Annotated in this window: 12 protein-coding genes; 6 read left to right on the top strand and 6 right to left on the bottom strand. The window is 44.3% G+C overall.

Annotation, left to right across the window (positions count from 1 at the left end; all coding sequences use genetic code 11):
- Positions 1-226: 226 nt before the first annotated feature.
- Positions 227-1,660: a BatD family protein gene (locus DD657_RS12330; RefSeq protein ID WP_287050064.1), complete on the top strand. Its 1,434-nt coding sequence runs from the start codon at positions 227-229 to the stop codon at positions 1,658-1,660.
- 210 nt (positions 1,661-1,870) lie between these two features.
- Here DD657_RS12330 and DD657_RS12325 read toward each other — a convergent pair whose 3' ends face one another.
- Both DD657_RS12325 and DD657_RS12320 read right to left on the bottom strand, forming a co-directional pair.
- Complete coding sequence (locus DD657_RS12325; protein WP_287050062.1) at positions 1,871-2,077, bottom strand: hypothetical protein; 207 nt, start codon at positions 2,075-2,077, stop codon at positions 1,871-1,873.
- Positions 2,078-2,166: 89 nt separating this feature from the next.
- Positions 2,167-4,470, bottom strand: coding sequence for a DUF748 domain-containing protein (locus tag DD657_RS12320; RefSeq protein WP_287050060.1), 2,304 nt, complete (start codon positions 4,468-4,470; stop codon positions 2,167-2,169).
- 264 nt (positions 4,471-4,734) lie between these two features.
- Between DD657_RS12320 and susR the strand changes: the two genes are divergently transcribed.
- Positions 4,735-6,402 (top strand): SusR family glycan utilization regulator, encoded by a 1,668-nt coding sequence (susR, locus tag DD657_RS12315; RefSeq protein ID WP_273134481.1) that lies wholly within the window; start codon positions 4,735-4,737, stop codon positions 6,400-6,402.
- A 425-nt stretch (positions 6,403-6,827) separates the two neighbouring features.
- A complete protein-coding gene (locus DD657_RS12310; protein ID WP_392389386.1) occupies positions 6,828-8,915 on the top strand; it encodes a glycoside hydrolase family 97 protein in 2,088 nt (695 codons plus the stop codon).
- An 87-nt stretch (positions 8,916-9,002) separates the two neighbouring features.
- On the opposite strand, the gene DD657_RS12305 is transcribed toward DD657_RS12310, so the two are convergent.
- Together DD657_RS12305 and DD657_RS12300 are read right to left on the bottom strand one after the other, a co-directional pair.
- A complete protein-coding gene (locus DD657_RS12305; protein WP_068690952.1) occupies positions 9,003-9,914 on the bottom strand; it encodes an alpha/beta hydrolase in 912 nt (303 codons plus the stop codon).
- 121 nt (positions 9,915-10,035) lie between these two features.
- Entirely contained in the window at positions 10,036-11,235 is a 1,200-nt protein-coding gene (locus DD657_RS12300) for an MFS transporter (RefSeq protein ID WP_021989198.1), read from the bottom strand.
- Between the two features lie 309 nt (positions 11,236-11,544).
- Between DD657_RS12300 and DD657_RS12295 the strand changes: the two genes are divergently transcribed.
- The 3 genes from DD657_RS12295 to DD657_RS12285 all read left to right on the top strand — a co-directional run bounded on the left by DD657_RS12295 (position 11,545) and on the right by DD657_RS12285 (position 16,647).
- Positions 11,545-13,929 (top strand): TonB-dependent receptor, encoded by a 2,385-nt coding sequence (locus DD657_RS12295; protein WP_287050057.1) that lies wholly within the window; start codon positions 11,545-11,547, stop codon positions 13,927-13,929.
- Positions 13,930-14,030: 101 nt separating this feature from the next.
- On the top strand, positions 14,031-15,410 hold the full coding sequence (locus tag DD657_RS12290) for a DUF4374 domain-containing protein (RefSeq protein WP_287050055.1): 1,380 nt from the start codon (positions 14,031-14,033) through the stop codon (positions 15,408-15,410).
- Between the two features lie 19 nt (positions 15,411-15,429).
- Positions 15,430-16,647: a PepSY-associated TM helix domain-containing protein gene (locus DD657_RS12285; protein ID WP_287050053.1), complete on the top strand. Its 1,218-nt coding sequence runs from the start codon at positions 15,430-15,432 to the stop codon at positions 16,645-16,647.
- Positions 16,648-16,778: 131 nt separating this feature from the next.
- Here the strand turns inward: DD657_RS12285 and DD657_RS12280 are convergent, their stop codons facing one another.
- Together DD657_RS12280 and DD657_RS12275 are read right to left on the bottom strand one after the other, a co-directional pair.
- Positions 16,779-17,366, bottom strand: a complete 588-nt coding sequence (locus DD657_RS12280; protein WP_021989194.1) for a hypothetical protein — start codon at positions 17,364-17,366, stop codon at positions 16,779-16,781.
- A 532-nt stretch (positions 17,367-17,898) separates the two neighbouring features.
- A complete protein-coding gene (locus tag DD657_RS12275) occupies positions 17,899-20,082 on the bottom strand; it encodes a peptidase domain-containing ABC transporter (protein ID WP_287050051.1) in 2,184 nt (727 codons plus the stop codon).
- Positions 20,083-20,084: the final 2 nt, after the last annotated feature.

Raw genomic sequence — 20,084 nt, 5'->3', positions numbered from 1 at the left:
TATAATTATCCATAATATTAAGTTATCACATATTAAAAGGGGTGTGATTGTTTGATGTTTCGGAGGAACTTTATGTAAATCGTGTATATTTGTGTATAAATTAATATGCCGTGTGTTCTGAAGAGCAAAGGTTTTCATCGGTTGTTCAGGAGGGGGGGATGTAGTTGTTTTAAAATCGTTTGCCGGGATGTAGGGGGGATAGGTTTAATTGATAAGCATAGGAAAGATGTGTTTGCGAATTTGTTGTCCGATAAGACGTTTGGTATATAAAGCAGTATGTACCGCAATGGTTATGGCCTTTGGAATGATTGCATCGGCTCAAACGGAGGTCCCGTTTTTTATGGAGATAGATACGGCGTATAATGGTGTATATGTGGGACAGGAGTATAATTTGAAGTACAGATGTACGGTGCGCTTTGACTCTGTGAGTCCGCCTGATTTCGGTAATCTGATGGAAGTTATCAAAGGTCCTGTACCTAACCGGCATTTGTCGACTATTATTGTAAACGGAAAGAAGAAGCAGAGGATGGAGGAGGTTTTTTCTTATCAAGTCCGTTTTTTGAGAGAGGGTGTTATCAGTCTACCTATAGCTTCGGTAAAGGCGGAGGGCTGGGTGTATATTACACCGCCACTTCATGTCCGGGTAAAGCCTGCCGTGCGGAATATACAAGGGGTAGTGTGTAGTGTAACTACCCAAAGATCCTATATCGAGGAAGGCGAAACGTTTTTTGTGACACTTACCTGTAACCGGCGTCCGGATAATCTGGCTCCCCTTCTTGAGTTGGGGGACAGCATTTATAAACCCAGCGGGTCCAGTTCGCGTTTTTCCTATACAAAGGGTTCGGGAAAGGATACCTCAGCTTTTGTCAATGCGAAAGAATCTTATGAATTCCATTATAATATCCGATCGGACGGAAGTGGAGTATATACTTTCTCTGCGAAAAACCTGACTTTTGGCGGGATTCCGTATTCTTTGGACAATCAGGTGATAAAGGTGGTCGAGACACGCCATTCTTCTCCGGGAGGAAATAATGAGGTGGTCATTGTGCTTGTCATCGGTTGTATGTTGATATTCGGCTTTATGTGGTTGCGTTTCCACCGGGAAGCCGACGAGGAACTGGCTTCATTTGTTCTCCGGGAGGGACGTTTGAATCTGAGTACGGACTGGGCTTTGACGCATTACGGATTTCCATTGTTTCTTGTAAGTATTCCGTTCTTTTTTCTACTTAGCAATTTATACAAATATTTTACGGAAGGGCGTCAGGATTTATTTTTTCCTTGGTTTTGGTGCGGATTGTTACCTGCGTTTCTTGCTTTTGCGGTCTATCGTAACCAGCGTTCAAAACTCAATTTCCGGTCTGTGAAAATATCGTTTTCCGATGAAGTGATGTTGGAAGTTGTGGAAGAAACTGCCCGGGAGAACAACTGGACGATTGATCATGCCGGGAGGGATTGTGTTGTGGCCCATACTCATTCGCATTGGCTTAGTGCAACGTGGGGGGAGCAAATTTTCGTCGTATTCGACCGGGGGCAGGTTTGGATTAACAGTGTCAATGACCTGAATAAGCGGAGTACGGCTTTTTCTTTCGGTTATACGAAGAGGAACATGAATAAATTGCAGGAGGCGATAGAACGGAGGGAGAAGCAGGTTGGGAAATGATATAACGATACGGAGGTTAAAAAGTTGTGCGGTCTGTGTTTGCGGAGTTTCCGGTATTTTTTACAAGGATACCTGGCCAATTGCATAGGGTGTGTCCGGTGTTATCGGTCTACTCGGGCTTACTCCTGCTTGTATGCTCAGGTAGGTGGATGATTTTGTCTCAGGACTGTTTATAAATGTGATATGGCCTGCTTCGGAAGAGGCATTGTTTTAATAGCGGACGGTTTTGCGGGGAGATCCGCTCCAGGAGCAGCCGAGGCAATAGATAACCGTGGTGTCGAAACCCTCGATGGTTTCGCCGGGGCGGGAAGGAACGATCCGGAAGTCGTCGGTGACGAAAACGAGGCGGCGTTCGCTTTTTTCGTTGAGAAGATAGAAATTCGGTATTTTACATTGCGGGCATAAACGGCGTTTCATAAGTTGTTTCTTTTAATTATCAGTACGGAATGAGTATGGAAAAGTTATGGATAACACAGCGGAGCCTTTATCGCTCCGCTGTGTTTTTTTTAATTATTTGTCTCTTCGGTTTCATCCGGAGTGTCCAATGTCATTCCCGACATGTCGTCGTCGAGGGTGAGTTGGAAGGTGTAGCGGTTTTTGCCCTGGTAGTTGTTTAATGAATCGGCGGGAACGGTATTGATTCGGATGTTTTTTTCTGTCAGTCCTTGGTGGAGCAGATAATTTTTAAGTTTGCTATCCCGCATTCCGGCCAAAAATGCTATTTGTTCCTGTAATTTTTCAGCGGGAGTAAGGGAAAGAATTTTCCGGTTGAGTTCCGCCGTTTTCAGTTCTTCGGGTACGAAGGAGGTGATATATGCCTGGAATGCCGGGTCTTTGACATCAATTTCAATGATACGGGCATAGTCGATGGCCTGGAGGGTAGTGTCGCTGATTTCCGGATGAGAATGCAGGTAATAAGCTTTCCGGGCCTGAAAAGCGGCCAGGGTTTGCCGGCCTTGTTCCGGATTATAGTATTGGCGGAGTTGCAGTGTCATGTCGGGTTTGGCTTTGATAACGGTAGCCAGTTGGTTGATGCGGTCGAATTGTTCCGGTGTAAAATCAGCCTGATAGACTTCGAAGGGTATGTCTTTGAATCCGTCACCGCTTAATCCTAAAGAATTGGCGATAAAGCTGAACGGAGAAACCGCTACTTTTACCAACAGGTTGGTGAGGGTACGGATGATAATTTTTTTATAGGAAAATGAAGGAGATTTAATGTTTCCTTTAACGGGAAGGTCTATTTTTATTTTGTCGTTAACATCTTTGATGATGTAGAGGGCTGTGCGTAAAGGGATATTAAATTCGGCCTTGATGTCTTTGCGTTTTTTATCGACTTCGCAGCGATAGATGTCGAGGTTGTTCCGGGCATCGAGGTAGTTGTTCCGGATATCGTTGATGCTTGAAAATGCCAGTACGCCTTTGCTTAGCGGGTAACCGAAATATTGCAGGCTGTACGGTGTAAATTGTTTGAGGTCGAGGTTTTTAATCTGAAGGTTGATGTCCTGGTTGGAAGGATCGTTGAGTTGTCCATCCCAAGTGAGATTGACGGTACCGCCATTGTCGAGGGTACTTTTTACATCTATCCGGTTCTTGTCTGTCAAAGTCAGGTTCGAGGCATGTATGCCGATATTAGCGAGCGTAAACCGGAAGGGCTGGTGCAGGGTGTGATCGTTGAATGTAAAGGTTGCGTTATCAATAGTAAACCGGCTGACAAAAAAGTCAGGTGATTGTGTTTCCGGAGCGGGGAACGTTTTTTCTGTATTTTCTACGGAAGGCAGTGTGTCCTTGCCGGTCTCTGTTTTCAGCAATTGGGAGAGGGTGTTGGTCTGTGGGTAAAGGTCGAAGCAGGAGTTGAAATCTTTGAGGGAAACGGTGTTAAACCTGAATTGCTGTTTTTCGGGGTTAAGGGCGGCGATATCGATAAAAAGTTCTCCGGCAGAGAGCAGATTTTTTTTATCATTGTCGGCCAGCCTGAATTGTCTCAGGGCGGTGTTACCGGTTATCGTGATGTCTGAAGCGTGTGCCGTATTGCCTTCTATGGTGAAGTCGGCGGATAGTAGGCCGTCTACTTCCCCGACGTTCATGGATTGTTGCAGGTAGGGCAGTACGTTTCCGATGGCAAAGTCGTTCAGTTGCAGGTGAAGGTTGTAGTTACCGGCTTCCAGGTTGTATTGCATGCTTGTGGTGAGTGAGCCGCCTTCGTTGAAGTTGAGGTTCAGTCCGATGTCCGTGTTTTGTCCGCTGAAGTAAATACCCGGAATATGCAGTTGCAGATCGTTCATGTCCCATTCCGAGCCGACAATCAGGTCGCGGTAAGCCAATTGTCCGCCTACGATGGCGATATTGTTGATGGCGATGGCCATCGGATCGTCGTCAGCTGTGGTGTCGGTGGTTGCAGGCACGACGGTATCCAGCGGTAAGGTTGCGGTATCGGCAGGAGTTTGTAACAGGTCGCTGAAGTTAAAGTCGTTGCCTTTTTGCCATATTTGTATGTCCGGGTTTACCAGGCGGATACGATTGATGCGCAGTTCATTGGCCAATAGCCGGAAGAGGGATACTTTTACCGCCAGGGTATCGAATTTGACGAAACGCTCTCTGTCGTTGGTATCGAGGAGTTCGAATCCCGTGATGCGGCTGTATCCTGTGAAAATATTGGCATATAGGCCGTCTATATTAATTTGGCGGCCTATCATTTCTTTGCTGTGTTTTATGATGTAATTTTTGGCTACCGGAGGGGCGATAATGGTAGCAAGGATAAGGAGTACCAGGATTGCCGACAATGTAACAACAATGGGTTTCAATATTTTCATGTCTGATGTTTTTATGGCTTGTCTTTATAGATATTTTATGCAAAATTAGGTTTTCTTTTGGGTATTCCCAAGATGCACGGGGGAAAAGTAGAGTTGTCGTGCATATCCTTGTTTCGGGATATCGGAATAATATAGCCGCGTCGGTTCAGTTGTGCGTATAGCTATTTTTCTTTGTCCCGGCGATCAGGAATTGGCTGATTTGTCGTTATATTTGTAGAAATAACGAAATACGGAAATCTTTCCGATCCTGGAATATAAATGATTATGCAAATATCCTTGTATTTTTTATTCGGTTTATTGTTTTCTTTACCGGTGATTGCCCAATCTACGGACCGGGAGGTCCGTTTGAAAGAGTTGGACCGGATTGTTGCTTTTCCGGAGAAGTATGAACAGCAGAAGGAAGAGCGGATTGCGGTGTTGAAGGCGGAACGGGCCCGTACTGTGACGGAGGCAGATCGGTTTGAAGCCGATGCGAAGTTGGTGGAGGAATATAAGGTGTATATTGCAGATTCGGCTTTGCATTATGTACAGGAGCAGTTGTATCTTGCACAGAAGCTGGGAGACCGCAGGTTGGCGGATAAAGCCCGGATGATGCTGGCAGAGGTACGGATTATTACCGGTATGTACCGGGAAGCGCAGGATTTGCTGTCTGTTGTCGGCAGCCCCGGATTGTCTGAGGATTTGAAGGGATATTACTACCATTTGTACAATACTTTGTACGGCGCAATGCGGGATTATGCTATCGGTAAAGATTTACAGCAGGAGTACGAACGGTTGGCAAATCTGTACCGGGATTCTTTGTTGATGCTTTATCCGGCAGGAAGCGATACCCAGGTGCTGGTGGAGGCGGAACAGCTTATCAGCCGGGGAAGGGCGCAGGAGGCTTTGGCTATTTTGATGCCTTATTATGCTACGCTCGATCCGGATGGACGGGAAATGGGGTATACGGCTTATTCGGTGGCAGATGCGTATCGCAGTTTGGGAGATGAGGGGAAGGAGAAAGAATATCTGACGATATCGGCTTTATCGGATTTGAAGTGTGGGGTGAAGGAGTACATTTCGTTGCGGGAATTGGCAGTGCTGTTATATAAGGAAGGGGATGTTGCGAGAGCTTATGCTTATATGAAGAAGGCTATGGAGGATGCTGCTTTTTGTAATGCGCGGCTGCGCACGATAGAAGTGTCGCAGGTGTTACCGATTGTCAATGAGGCTTACCGTTTGCAGACGGAGAGGCAGAGACGGCAGATGACGGTGTCTTTGTTGAGTATCAGTGTGCTGGCTTTTTTCTTAGTGCTTTTGGCTTTGTATTTGAGGCGGCAGATGAGGCGGTTGGCACAAGCGAAGCGGGAATTGGGAAAGGTGAACGAGCAGTTGAGGTGGCTGAATGAAGAGTTACAGGATGTGAACCGGCAGTTGTCTGATTCGAACAGGCGTTTGCAGGAGACGAACGATAGTCTGGCGGAAGTGAATTATATCAAGGAAGCCTATATCGGCCGTTTTCTGGATCTTTGTTCGATGTATATCGGTAAGCTGGATACTTACCGTCGTTCGCTGAATAAGAAAGCTATGAACGGTCAGACGGAGGAGCTGTTTAAAGAGTTGAGGTCAACACAGTTTGTGGACGATGAGCTGGAGGAGTTTTACGCCAATTTCGATACGGCTTTTCTGCGTCTGTTTCCGGATTTTGTAACGGATTTTAATGCCTTACTGGCAGATGGGGAAGAAATTGTACTGAAACCGGGTGAGTTACTGAATACGGAGTTGCGGATTTTTGCCCTGATCCGCCTGGGGATAACGGACAGTAATAAGATTGCGCAGTTTCTGCGTTATTCTTTGAAGACGATATATAATTACCGGACGAAGATGCGCAATAAGGCCCGGGGAGTACGGGATGATTTCGAACAGGAGGTGATGCGGATCGGGACGTTTTAGAGGGGGAAAGGAATAGTGGCCTGCAGATCACGTTGATTTCGCAGATTTTTATTGTGGAAATAAGTCGGGTTAAATCCAGGGCTTTTCCGTATTCGATGGGATGTGGTCTTATTTTTTAATGTCCGATTGAATTGTATCGGCGAAAAGTCCGTGTGATTTTTAGAAATATTTACTCCCTTTTTTAATACTTGCATGAAGTTTAATATATTGTTTATCAGTTTGTTGTTTGGGGTGTGGACCTCTTTTCCACTCCTTTTTCTAGTGTGCCTATAGTTCGGTAAGGGCGGATGATATATTTTTGTCCGATGGAAAGGGAAGAGGGATAGAAGGGGTGCTGCAAACGTTATAAAGGATAAATAAACCAATTACAATAGATGATGAAAAGATTACAGATTTTGTTTGTATGTCTGCTGGCAACTTTCGGAATGAAGGCGGCAGAGTTGAAATCCCCGAATGGGAATTTAGTTTTGCATGCCGGGGTAAAGGACGGACGTCCGGTATATAGCCTCGATTATAAGCAGCGTCCGGTGGTGAAGGAAAGTTTTTTGGGATTGGAGCTGAAAAATGATAAGGATTTGATGAGCGGTTTTACCATTGCCGATACGGAAGTTTCGACTTTCGATGAAACCTGGCAACCGGTTTGGGGTGAGGTGAAGGATATCCGTAATCATTATAATGAATTGGCATTGACGTTGAAACAAGCCGGGACTGACCGGATGATGGTGATCCGTTTTCGTTTGTACGATGATGGGTTGGGATTTCGTTACGAATTTCCGCAACAGCCGGATTTGAATTATTTTGTAATTAAGGAGGAGCATACTCAGTTTGCTATGGCAGGAGACCATAAGGCATTCTGGATACCCGGCGATTATGATACGCAGGAATATAGTACGGTGACGTCCAGGTTGTCGGAGATCCGGGGTAAGATGAAGGAGGCTATTACTCCCAATGCTTCGCAAACACCGTTTTCCCCGACGGGAGTGCAGACGTCGTTGATGATGAAGAGTGACGACGGATTGTATATCAATATACATGAGGCGGCTTTGGTGGATTATTCTTGTATGCATCTGAATTTAGATGATAAGAATATGGTGTTCGAATCGTGGCTGACACCGGATGCTATCGGGGATAAAGGATATATGCAGGCTCCTTGTCAAACTCCCTGGCGTACGGTGATGGTCAGCGATGATGCGCGTGAGATTCTGGCTTCGAAGCTGATTCTGAATCTGAATGAGCCTTGTGCTTACGAGGATGTATCCTGGATTAAACCGGTGAAATATATCGGAGTGTGGTGGGAGATGATTACCGGTAAAAGTAGCTGGGCTTATGCCGATCTGCCTTCTGTAAAACTGGGAGAAACGGATTATTCTAAGGTACAGCCTAACGGAAAGCACGCGGCTAATACGGCACATGTGAAGAAGTATATCGATTTTGCTGCGGAACACGGATTCGATCAGGTACTGGTGGAAGGCTGGAATGTCGGTTGGGAAGACTGGTTCGGTAAAACGAAGGATTATGTGTTTGATTTTGTTACCCCTTATCCTGATTTTAATGTTAAGGAATTGAATGAGTATGCGGCCTCTAAAGGGGTGAAGCTAATGATGCACCACGAGACATCGGCTTCGGTGCGTAATTATGAGCGCCATATGGATACGGCTTATCAATTTATGGCGGACAACGGTTATAATGCCGTGAAGAGCGGTTATGTGGGAGATATTATCCCCCGAGGTGAATATCATTACGGACAATGGCTGGTAAATCATTATCTGTATGCTGTGAAGAAGGCTGCGGATTATAAGATTATGGTAAATGCCCACGAGGCTGTGCGTCCTACAGGTTTGAGCCGTACTTATCCGAATCTGATCGGTAACGAGTCGGCTCGCGGTACGGAATACGAGGCATTCGGCGGTAGTAATCCCGATCATACGACTATTTTGCCTTTTACCCGCTTGATGGGAGGTCCGATGGATTATACTCCCGGTATTTTTGAAATGCAGGTGAGCAAGGCAAATCCGGATAATCATTCTTTCGTACATTCGACTTTGGCCCGTCAGTTGGCTTTGTATGTGACGATGTACAGTCCGTTACAGATGGCTGCCGATATGATTGAGAATTACGAGCCTTTTATGGATGCATTCCAGTTTATCAAGGATGTAGCTGTCGATTGGGACGACAGTCGTTATCTGGAGGCGGAACCGGGTGATTATATTACAGTGGCCCGTAAGGCAAAGGGGACGAACAATTGGTTTGTGGGTTGTACGGCAGATGAGAACGGGCATGTTTCTAATCTGGATTTCAGTTACCTTGATCCGGATAAGAAGTATATTGCTACGGTTTATGCCGATGCCAAAGATGCACATTACGAGCATAATCCGCAAGCTTATACCATCCGGAAGGGGGTTGTGACGAATAGGTCGAAGCTGACCTTGAAAGCCGCTCCCGGCGGCGGATATGCCATCAGTATTATGGAGGTGACCGATCCGCAGGAGTTGAAAGGGCTGAAGAAGTTATAAAATCCGGTTTTAGAAAAATAATTAAAACAGGCTGTTTTCGGAAGGGAAACAGCCTGTTTTCGTATGGTGAAGAATTTTTCCGGGAATTTATTTTCCGATATCTTCAAGCCATTTTTTCAGTAAGGACGTCCAAGCCGGATAATATTCAAAATCGCTTCGCAATCCCCAACCGTGGCCACCGGTCGGAAAAATATACATAACGGCCGGAATATTATGTTTTTTCAAAGCTTGATAGTAAACAATACTGTTTTGTACGGATACTCCTTTGTCGTCGTCACTGTGTACCAGAAATGTTTTTGGTGTTTCTGCAGTGATTTGCAATTCGTTGGAATAATCCGTTATTTTTTCCGGAGCAGGCGTTTTTCCCAGAAGTGCTTTTTGTGAACCTTTGTGAGTCAGGCTTTCTTGCATGGAAATTACCGGATAAAACAGTATGGTAAAGTCGGGACGGCAACTGAAATGTTCCAGGCTGTCGGTGGCTTTGGTTTTGCCTTGATCGAAGTGAGTAGCTAACGTGGATGCTAAATGTCCTCCTGCAGAAAATCCGGCAATTCCCACTTTATCCGGATTTATTCCCCAGTTTTCAGCCCGGTTTCTTACCCAACGCATTGCTCTTTGTGCATCTGCCAGTGGAATACGGTCGTGCTGTGCCGGCATGCGGTATTGCAATATGATTGCCGTTATTCCTTGTTTGATCAGCCATTGGGCAAACATCCGGCCTTCATATTCCATTGAAAGGAATGAGTAACCTCCTCCGGGACAGATGATAACAGCGATTCCGTTTTGGATCTCTTTTTCCGGATGGTAAACATGCAATTTTGCGGTACTGTTGAATGTGATGTTACCGTTTGATTCTGTAATTTCTTGGTCGGCTAACCCGTTGTTTTCTTCCGGTCCGTCAGGCCAGAGTAGATATACTTCCGGCATTTCCTGTGCTTTAACGGCCAGAAAACATAAGTTCAGCAGGATCATGCAGATAAATAGTTTTATAGATTTCATGGTTGAAGGATGTTTGAGATTTTGTCAAATGTAATTATTTTTTGACAAAACGATCAAAGTTGGAAGTTATAATATTATGGGGCGTGAGGTTGCGGTGAGTGCTTTCAGTTTGTTTTCCGGATTATTTTTTTTCGATTCGTTTGATACCGAGTGTGACGATGGTGTAATTGAGGAGAACGATCCCGATCAGTCCGGCAAGGAAGTAGCGCCAGCCGAAAATGTCCAGGAGGATACCGGTTGCCCAACCGAGCAGGCTCGATCCGAGGTAGTAGGTAAGCAGGTAAATGGAGATGGTGACGGAGCGTTTCGACAGGTCGTAGTCGCTGACGATACGGTTGCAAAGGACGTGGACGACGAAGAAGTTGAAGGTGAATATGGCCAGGCCGATAGCTATTAAGAGGAAGTGAGCGACATAGAGTAAGAGTATGCTTCCGGCAGATATCAGCAGCATGGTTTTTAAGATGCAGAAAGGGGTACGCCGGCGTGTGAGGCGGACGGTGGCTATCGAACCGAACATTCCGAAGATGTACATCAGATAGATGTAGTGGATGCTGTATTCCGGAAGGTTGAACGGCTCTTTAATCAGGTAGAATCCCATGTAATTATAAAGGCTGACGAATACCCCCAGGATCAGTCCTCCGGTGAGGTAGAAGGGTACCAGGGATTTGGAGGTTATCAGTTGCAGGTTGGCGACGACTAAGGTGTGAAGGCTTTCTTTTTTAGGTGTGAAATGTGTGGATTTCGGACTGAAAATTAAAAAGAGCAGCGCAAAAACAGCACATAGCAGTCCGATACTAACGGAGGCTATTCTCCAATCGGATACGGCTCCGATCCAGGAGGCAATGAAGCGGCCTCCCATGCCTCCGAGGGCATTTCCGGCAATGTAGAGTGCCATAATTCTGGCTTTGTTCCGGTCGGATACTTCTTCTCCGATGTAGGCCATGGAAACAGAGGTTGCCCCTGCCAGCAGGAAGCCTTTGGCAGCGCTTAACAGGATCAGCAGCCAGAAGACAGGTGAGAAGGAAGCGGCTACGGAAAAAACGGATGAAGCTAGTAATCCGATGCTAATCAGTGTTTTTCGGGGAATGCGGTCGGCGATAAACATCGTCGCTATCAGTCCGAATACCATTCCAAGGGTGGAAAAAGAGACTGCCAGGCTACTTTGACTGGCACTTAGTGCGAATTCGCGTGCCAGGTCCGGTAAAAGGGGCTGGAAATAGTATAGCTGTGCAAAGCAAGAGAATCCGGAAAGAAAGACACAGGCTGAAATGATCGTGTCTTTACGATTTTCCTTATTTTCGAAAATAACTGCCTTATTCATTTCAAGTCCGTTGACTTATTTAATGTGTCGTAAACTATTTGTATACAATCACTTAAAGTGTTAAGATGTAGGATTGATTTCGAACAATTACTGATAACAGAAAAAGTCATACGAAGGTAGGCAGAAAGGGTGAAAATCGGAAGTAAAACGGTAAATATTCTACCGACGGTTGTGTGTGCTCATACCTATAAATGGTTAGTAATTTATATGGGAACAGGGCTGTTTTTTACCTATTTTGAGTGATTGTTATGTTTTTCGTTTATAAAGATATTTGTGCCGGATTAATAATGGCATAAATTTTAGAATACGTTGAGAGCATTTTTTTTGAAATTTTCCCTCTGTTTTGTTTTTTTATTATCAGCGGCATCGGCATTTTCGCAAGATCAAGCTTTGATTTCGGGTAAGATATTGTCTGCGGAAGGGGGTACCGTGGATTTTTCAACTGTTTATCTGAAAGGTAGCAGTTATGGAGGTGTTGCTAACGGAGAGGGAATTTATCACCTGAAAGCTCCTGCAGGTCGCTATACGCTTGTGGTATCTGCTGTCGGTTATAAGACGGAGGAAATACAGGTGCTGTTGGTTGCGGGCGAACGGCATAAGCAAAATGTAACGCTTATCCCGCAGGTGGAAGAACTGGAAGAAGCCGTGGTCGTTTCTAATGGGATAAGTCGTTTGAAGCGTTCGGCATTTAACGCGATAGCACTCGATACGAAGGCTTTGCAAAATTCGACACAGAATTTGAGTGAGGCCCTGGCACAAGCTCCGGGTATGAAAATCCGTGAATCGGGGGGTGTAGGTTCGGATATGCAGTTGATGATGGACGGATTCAGCGGTAAACATGTCAAGGTGTTTATTGACGGTGTCCCGCAGGAAGGTGTCGGGAGCTCGTTCGGTCTGAATAATATTCCGGTCAATTTTGCCGAGCGTATCGAGGTGTATAAGGGTGTCGTTCCAGTCGGTTTCGGAACAGATGCTATCGGCGGAGTGATCAATATTGTTACTAAAAGGAATCAGAAAAGCTGGTTTCTGGATGCCTCTTATTCTTACGGATCGTTTAATACGCATAAGTCATACGTCAATTTCGGACAGACATTCCGGAGCGGCTTTATATATGAAATCAATGCGTTCCAGAATTATTCCGATAACGATTATTATGTGGATACTCCGGTGAAGAATTTCGAGACCGGCGCAATCAATAAGAAAAAGATAGAGCATGTAAAACGCTTCCATGATAATTATCATAACGAGGCTGTTGCCGGAAAGATCGGTGTTGCGGGTAAGATCTGGGCAGATCGTTTGGTGTTCGGATTTACCTGGTCGAATATGTATAAGGATATACAAACGGGGGTACGGCAGGAAATTGTATTCGGCGGGAAATACCGTAAAGGTTATTCTCTGATGCCATCGCTGGAATACCGTAAGCGGGATTTGTTTACTAAAGGGCTGGATGTGGTTTTGACGGCCAATTACAATAAGAATGTAACTCATAATGTCGATACTTCTTCCTATGAGTTTAACTGGCGGGGAGAAATGCGTCCTCTCCGGATGCCCGGGGAACAGTCTTACCAGAATACCCGTTCGGATAATAATAACTGGAACGGGACTTTTACGGTCAATTACCGTCTCGGCAGGTCCCATGTATTTACTTTTAACCATGTGATTAATGATTTCCGGCGGTCGAACCGCTCTTTGCTGGGCAATAGTTCGGAGGCAAATGCTATCCCGAAGGAAACCCGTAAGAATATCAGTGGATTTTCTTATCGGCTGATGCCAAAGGAACATTGGAATATTTCTGTTTTCGGTAAATATTACGATCAATTTATTGCGGGTCCGATTGCTACTTCGTCCGCACAGGACAAGTATATACGGACAACAAATTCGATCGGAGCAATGGGTTACGGAGCAGCCGGTACGTACTTTATATTGAAGAGTCTGCAAGGGAAGTTGTCTTATGAAAAGGCTTACCGTTTACCTACCAATGAGGAGATGTTCGGGGATGAGGACCTCGAGACCGGAGATATTGCACTGAAACCTGAAAATAGTGATAATGTAAATTTGAATCTGAGTTATAATGAGTTGTTCGGTAAGCATTCTGTGTATGCCGAGGGCGGTTTGATTTATCGCAATACAAAGGATTACATCCAAAGGAATATATCCGGTTTGAGTGGCGGGAAGTACGGAGCTACTTATGTAAATCACGGCAAAGTGCTGACGAAAGGGTATACTGTTTCTTTTCGTTACGGTTTTGCGAACCGGATAAGTGCCGGAGGAAATTTCACGCAGATGGATGTTCGCGACAATGTGAAGACTGTCACCAGCGGGTCGAATCAGGCCAGCCTGACATATAAAGCCCGGATGCCTAATCTGCCTTACCGGTTTGCCAATTCGGACATCACTTTTTATTGGCCTGACCTGTTACGAAAAGGGAATAAACTGACGGTTACTTACGATAATTTATATATGCATCGTTTTCCGCTTTATTCGGAAGCTGTCGGCAATGAGTCTAAATTTATCGTACCGACACAATTTTCTCATAATCTGACAATTTCTTACGGTGTACAGGAGGGACGCTACAATTTTTCTTTCGAGTGCCGGAATTTTACGAATGAAAAGTTGTATGACAATTTTAGTTTGCAGAAGGCCGGCAGGGCATTTTACGGCAAGGTGAGGGTGTATCTTTCAGGGGGACGGTGAAAAAGGAAGGGACGAGGAAAGGAAGGTCGGCTTGGTAAGTTGTGGAATGTCCTGTGCTGTTATTTTGAATACGATGTTATAGTTTTAAAAACGATGTTTATATGAAAAAGAATTATTTTAACCGGAGTTTAGCCGTTATTTTGTGTTTGAGTTTAACAATATCCTGCGACGATCATGTATCGGGCGGGGATGACGGAGGTGATGGCGCATTGTCTGATTTTGTCATTGCTGCTTCTGTCGGGGATGCCAATTATTTGCTGATCAGCGATAAACTCGATGAGGGAAGTGTGTCGGCTAAAAATAACGGTTTGACCACAGAGAGCGGAACTCAATGGATTTTTTATCAGGACAAATATCTGTATCGTCTGGTATATAATCAGGGGAATGCAGGCGTAACTTCTTCGTATGTTCTGAATGAAAAAGGGAAAGCGGAAGAGCGTGACAATACGTATGAGATCAAACGGTTTACATCTTACGGTATTTATAAGAATTATATTATCACTTCTTCCACCGGTAATCTGGGTGAGAATATGTCCGATGGAAACGGTTTTCTGCCGAAGGGTTTTCTGTTGTCTTACCTGGATGTGGTCAATGAAACGTTTGCAACGAATCAAAGTGTCCTCATGGCAGAGAATTATTTGGGAAACGGCGAGTTTGTCACTTTGGCCGGTATTCTGCAAGCCGGTAATAAGATTTATTCTGCGGCGATTCCGATGGGATTGAGTAAGTACGGTGTAAAGGCGAATAACGGCGAGTATGTTAAGTATCCGGAGTTGGTGAAGACCGAATCGGGGGGAAGTGGCAGCGGTGCTTATGAGAAAGGTGAATTACAGTGGACACAGTATCCGGATGAAGCCTGGATTGCCATATATGCCGATGAGAGGTTCGAGAGTCCGAAATTAATCCGGACGGATAAGATCAGTTATGCCTGCGGACGTTACAAATCGCAATATTACCAAACGATTTGGGCAGCCGACAACGGTGATGTATATGTATTTTCACCGTCTTATGCCAAGACGATGACCGCCCAGGTACAAAAAACGGCTTTACCTGCCGGAGTGGTGCGTATTAAAGCCGGAACAGAGGAATTCGATCCGAATTACTACTGTAATCTCGAAGAACAAACCGAGGGTAGGTCATTTTTACGTTGCTGGCATATTACCGAAGATTATTTTCTGTTGCTGATGTATGACAGGCCTTTGACGGAGAGTGGGTTTACAGCCAATGAACTGGCTATTTACAAAGGAGAGTCCGGAAGGCTTACTTATGTAACAGGTATGCCTGCCAAGGATGTCATTTCCGGATTCGGTAATACACCGTTTTCTGAAAACGGTATTGCCTATATGCCTGTAACGACAATTGACGGAAGCCAGCCGGCCATTTACCGGATTGATCCGAAAACGGCTGTTGCAACAAAAGGACTTACCGTAGAATCGGAGAAGATCAGCGGGGTAGGCAAACTGACTTATTTCCGGAATTGACAATCAAATATGACCGGGGATGAGAAAGTTTTTTGCGAAAATGCATTTATGGTTATCGATACCTTTCGGTATTATCATAACGATTGTCTGCCTGACAGGTGCAATATTGGTATTTGAAACAGAAATCCTGGAGTTATGTTATCCTTCCCGTTATTTTGTCAGAGAAATCAAAGGTGAGCCGCTTTCGCCTGCTTTCCTGATTTATTCGGCACAGCAACAATTACCCGATTCTGTTAAAATAAACGGTATCCGGATTTCTTCTGATCCGAGACGGACCTATCAGTTGGTTTTGCCGGGAAAGAAAGCAGTCTGTTTTATCGATCCTTATACGGCAGAGGTAACCGGGATAGACGACGGACAGGGATTTTTCATGCAAACCATGCGCCTTCACCGCTGGTTGCTCGATTCTTATAAACGGGACGGCAGCTTTTCGCTGGGGAAAGCCGTGGTGGGATATGCAACATTGGTGTTTGTCGTTATTTTGGTGAGCGGACTTGCGGTTTGGTTTCCATGTAACAGGAAGATGCTGAAAAATCGGTTGAAAATAAAAACCAGGGCCGGTTGGCATCGTTTTTTTTATGATTTGCATGTGTCCGGGGGTTTTTATGCGGCATTGTTTTTGCTTGCCCTTGCTTTAACCGGGTTAACCTGGTCGTTCGGCTGGTATCGTGATGCTTTTTATGCAGTGTTCGGAGGCACTACCGGACGGACAGAGGTACATGTCCCGATTTCAGCCGGAGGACGAAGTACGGGACAAGAAGGGAAGACCGGAAGGGGGGTGGAAAAGAAGGACGGGGATAGAAGTTTTTCCGGCCGGGAAAGCCGTGTTGCTGTAAAAGAAACCGGATTATCCGCAGGAAAAAGAAAAGAGTCGCAAAAACCGGATTATATCTGCTGGGCGGAGGTGTTATCCGTTTTGCAAGAGCGGTATTCCTCTTTCAATTCCATTACAATTCAGGACGGTTCGGCAACTGTTGCTACCGCTGATTATGGAAATACGAGAGGAAGCGATCGTTATCTTTTTGATCCGGCAAGCGGACAAATCACAGATGTACAGTTGTATAAGGACCAGCCGAAATCCGGAAAGATAAGGGGATGGATTTATTCCGTACATACCGGTACCTGGGGTGGAATGACAACACGGATTTTGTCTTGTCTGGCTTCATTACTCGGAGCTGTTTTTGCAGTAACCGGTTATTATTTCCGGATAAAAAGAAAGATCAGAAACATGAAATGAGCCGGTCCGGATTTTACCGGATGTTCCGAAGCGGATAGAGCGGAATGGCAAGGGTGGCCGGCAAGTTGCGGCTGCCCTTGTTTTATATGTTGAATTCCGGGAAGATTGTGTCGTTTCCGGTCCGGAGTTTATTAAGGAATCCATTTGACAATGCCCGTAACCGGATGCTGTTTACGCCAGATTGTAAAGTCTGTATAATTGCGGATGCCGTCACGGATAACGGCCTGGTAATATTCGACACCTATGATTTTTTCCGTGTCCGGGGTTTCGTATTTTAACCGGAGTATGGCTTCCCTGGTTTCGGGAGTGAGGACGGCCGTGATACGTTCTGCCATTTTCTCAAAGTAGCCGTCGTATGCGGAGCCTTTCAGGATGTGGATCATGTCGATCTGCCATAGCTGTTTGTCAGAGTCCCGGTAGTAGGCGTGCCATTCGATGCATTTTTCTTCGGTGTCGAGCAGGTTGCCGTATTGAATTTGGACGATTCCGGGATTTTCTGCCAGGCGTGTCATGGCAGCGAAGCTATCGGATACGGTTAGCGGAGCGGAATAAATGTGAAAGTCTATGTCCCGGTGTTTCATGAGTAAGCCTGTTTTCAACGAACCGACGAGCCGGGGTTCGGCCCCGATCGATTGCCAGATTTCAATGAGTCTGGTATCCCGGATGATGTTGCGGGCTTTTTGTTGGTTTTGTTCGGCAATTTGAAGAATGTTTTCCATGGCAGTGTTTTTAATGGGGGGACAAAGATAGAAAATTTCCGATAGATTGACGATTGGAAGGTGGAGGTGTCTGAAGTGTAGGGATTTTTGATTTACGATTTACGATTTACGATTTACGATTTTTGATTGGGGGATGGAGGATTGATATGTATAGGGAGGTGAAAAGCGCGGTTTGGGGATTTTAAGCTTTAGACCGGCTGTAGGTTTAATTTTAGATTTTAAATTAGCAATATAAGTTGGTGTTTACAATTTTAGATTTACGGCTTTTGGTTGAATATTTGGGTAACCCGGAAAAGAGGCAAGGATGTGAATTGAATGCGGCGTTTGTTAAAGCTGTCAAATATTCATGAAAAATAGTCAGGAAAGCTGCCAGTGTGCTACCGGTGGGATATGGCATGTGATTTGTGTAGAATGTTTCCGGGCAGTCCAGCTATTCTGGGGAATAACCGATTTTAGTTTATTGTTTTGCCTCCGGTAAATTTATTCAAAGCAGGAGTGTTGGCTTGAAAAGACTTATTGTTTATAAACCGGCCTAATTCAGTTGGTTTTTAACTAAATTATAATAGGCTCCGCGTAATTTAATCAAATCATCGTGAGTTCCTTGTTCCACAATAGTTCCTTTATCCAAGAAAATAATATTATCGGCATTTTTTACCGTACTTAGCCTATGAGCAATAATAACTACTGTTCTCTTAGATAAAAAGGCAGTTAAATTACCAATGATTGTTTTTTCATTATTCGCATCTAACAAGGAAGTAGCCTCATCAAATAATACGATAGCAGGATTTTTGTAAACAGCACGCGCTATCCAGAGACGTTGTTTTTCTCCTCCGCTGAGATTGAGGCCTATTTCACCAATTTTGGTGTTGAATTTCATCGGTAAATTTTCAATGAAATCGTATAGATTAGCTATTTTTGCCGCATATATAAGCCGCTTGATATCAGGTTTCTCTTCATGTAAAGCTATGTTTTCGGCAATTGAGGCGCTGAAGATATAACCGTCTTGCATTACAATACCACATTGTTCTCTCCATGATTCCCGCCGGATATCATTTAAATTGTACCGATCGATCCTGATGGCTCCTTGCAACGGTTGGTAAAAACCCAGGATCAATTTTAACATGGTTGTTTTGCCTCCTCCACTGGGACCGACAATAGCGGTAGTTTTTCCCGCCGGGATATCAATACTTACATCTTTGAGTATATATGGATTCGATGTTCCTGGATATTTAAAATATACGTTTTCAAATCGGATACCATCGCTTATCTGATGATTTAGATGTATCATTTTCTCATCATCTTCATCTTTTTTACTATATATATCAAATACCCGTTCATAAGACAATTTAATGTCCTGAATAATTTTAGTGTAGGACATCATATCGCTTATAGGGGCAGAAAGCTGTCCTAAAACAAAACTTATCATCATCATTGTACCCATTGTCATTTGATCCTGGATCACATAATATGCTGATAAGGCTGTCAGTACGATATCCCTTAGACGTCCGATAATTGAAACGCCCTCAGATGAGTAAAAGCTCCAGTATAATATTTTTAGCTTCAGTTTATTCAGTTTGGATTCAATGATATTCCACGCTTTGATCCGGGAATGGTAAGCATTGTTGATCTTGATCTCGGACATTCCCATAATCAACTCATATACAGAATTCCGTCTTTGTGAATCTATTGAGAAGAAAGAATAGTCCAAACTTTTTCTTTTTTTCAGGAACAGCAATGAGTAAACGATAGAAAGGGTACTAAAAAGAATGAATAATAAAAATATCTTACTGTTGTAGATCATCAGGATGACTGAAAAAACGATGAGGTTTGCAAATGAAAAGACAATATCGACAATATTGTCTGTTATAAATCCGTTAATCCTTCCGAGGTCGGACAATCGTTGTATCAAATCCGACCGGAACGTTGTATCAAAAAAATTGATCGGAAGCCTGACAACTTTGTTGAAGTATTTTTGGACAAAGTCAATGTTGATTTTAAAATTTATTTTTGCCGAAAGAAGATTGGTTATTGTGTTTGATAACATAAACCCGATGAAGAAGACGAATTGAGCCAATAACATCAGCCAAACGAAATTTATATCCTTTGCCATAATACCGTCATCTATCGTTTTCTGTAACAGAATCGGCATGGCCCAATTGGTTCCAAGCACGATAAAAGTCAGTAAGATCACCCATATGAATTTTTTCTTATGAATGCTGGCCACCGATTTTATATCAGTAAAAATCTCTTTATTCCGGTTCCGGAGATTAATTTCAGGATTGATAGTAAGAAAATCGTCTTTAGGTACCAGGAGTACCCCGAATCCTCTGTTATTATCCATCCATTTTTCAATAAAAGCCTTTTCAGACAATTCCACCCGGCCGTAATCCGGATCTATTATTTTGTAGAAATAATGACCTCGTTTATATTTTATTTTTTCAAGGATAACAAAATGACCTTCTTTAAGATAAAGGATGGCTTGAAGGGGGATTCTTCGGGCTTCTGCCGGGTTTACGCTAAAAGATGAAGCATAGCATCCCAAGCTTTCTCCCATATTGACGATATCCCTGATGGATACGCCGGCCTTCGTTAATTCACAATGCTGTATGATCGTGTCTATATTGTACAATTTGCCATAATAAGCACACAGCATTTGTATACAGGTCGGTCCGCATATATTGGATGAGCGTTGGCGGAAAAATGGTATTTTTCTCATTT

Origin of the sequence: Culturomica sp. (assembly GCF_003524185.1) — a bacterium.
GTDB lineage: Bacteria > Bacteroidota > Bacteroidia > Bacteroidales > Marinifilaceae > Culturomica > Culturomica massiliensis.
This window is presented reverse-complemented; position numbering and strand designations above follow the sequence as displayed.

Coding starts and splice junctions, on each gene's coding strand:
- DD657_RS12330 (WP_287050064.1), top strand. CDS start 227: ATGTGTTTGCGAATTTGTTGTCCGATAAGACGTTTGGTATATAAAGCA.
- DD657_RS12285 (WP_287050053.1), top strand. CDS start 15,430: ATGAGAAAGTTTTTTGCGAAAATGCATTTATGGTTATCGATACCTTTC.
- DD657_RS12320 (WP_287050060.1), bottom strand. CDS start 4,470: ATGAAAATATTGAAACCCATTGTTGTTACATTGTCGGCAATCCTGGTA.
- DD657_RS12325 (WP_287050062.1), bottom strand. CDS start 2,077: ATGAAACGCCGTTTATGCCCGCAATGTAAAATACCGAATTTCTATCTT.
- DD657_RS12300 (WP_021989198.1), bottom strand. CDS start 11,235: ATGAATAAGGCAGTTATTTTCGAAAATAAGGAAAATCGTAAAGACACG.
- DD657_RS12280 (WP_021989194.1), bottom strand. CDS start 17,366: ATGGAAAACATTCTTCAAATTGCCGAACAAAACCAACAAAAAGCCCGC.
- DD657_RS12305 (WP_068690952.1), bottom strand. CDS start 9,914: ATGAAATCTATAAAACTATTTATCTGCATGATCCTGCTGAACTTATGT.
- susR (WP_273134481.1), top strand. CDS start 4,735: ATGCAAATATCCTTGTATTTTTTATTCGGTTTATTGTTTTCTTTACCG.
- DD657_RS12310 (WP_392389386.1), top strand. CDS start 6,828: ATGAAGGCGGCAGAGTTGAAATCCCCGAATGGGAATTTAGTTTTGCAT.
- DD657_RS12290 (WP_287050055.1), top strand. CDS start 14,031: ATGAAAAAGAATTATTTTAACCGGAGTTTAGCCGTTATTTTGTGTTTG.
- DD657_RS12275 (WP_287050051.1), bottom strand. CDS start 20,082: ATGAGAAAAATACCATTTTTCCGCCAACGCTCATCCAATATATGCGGA.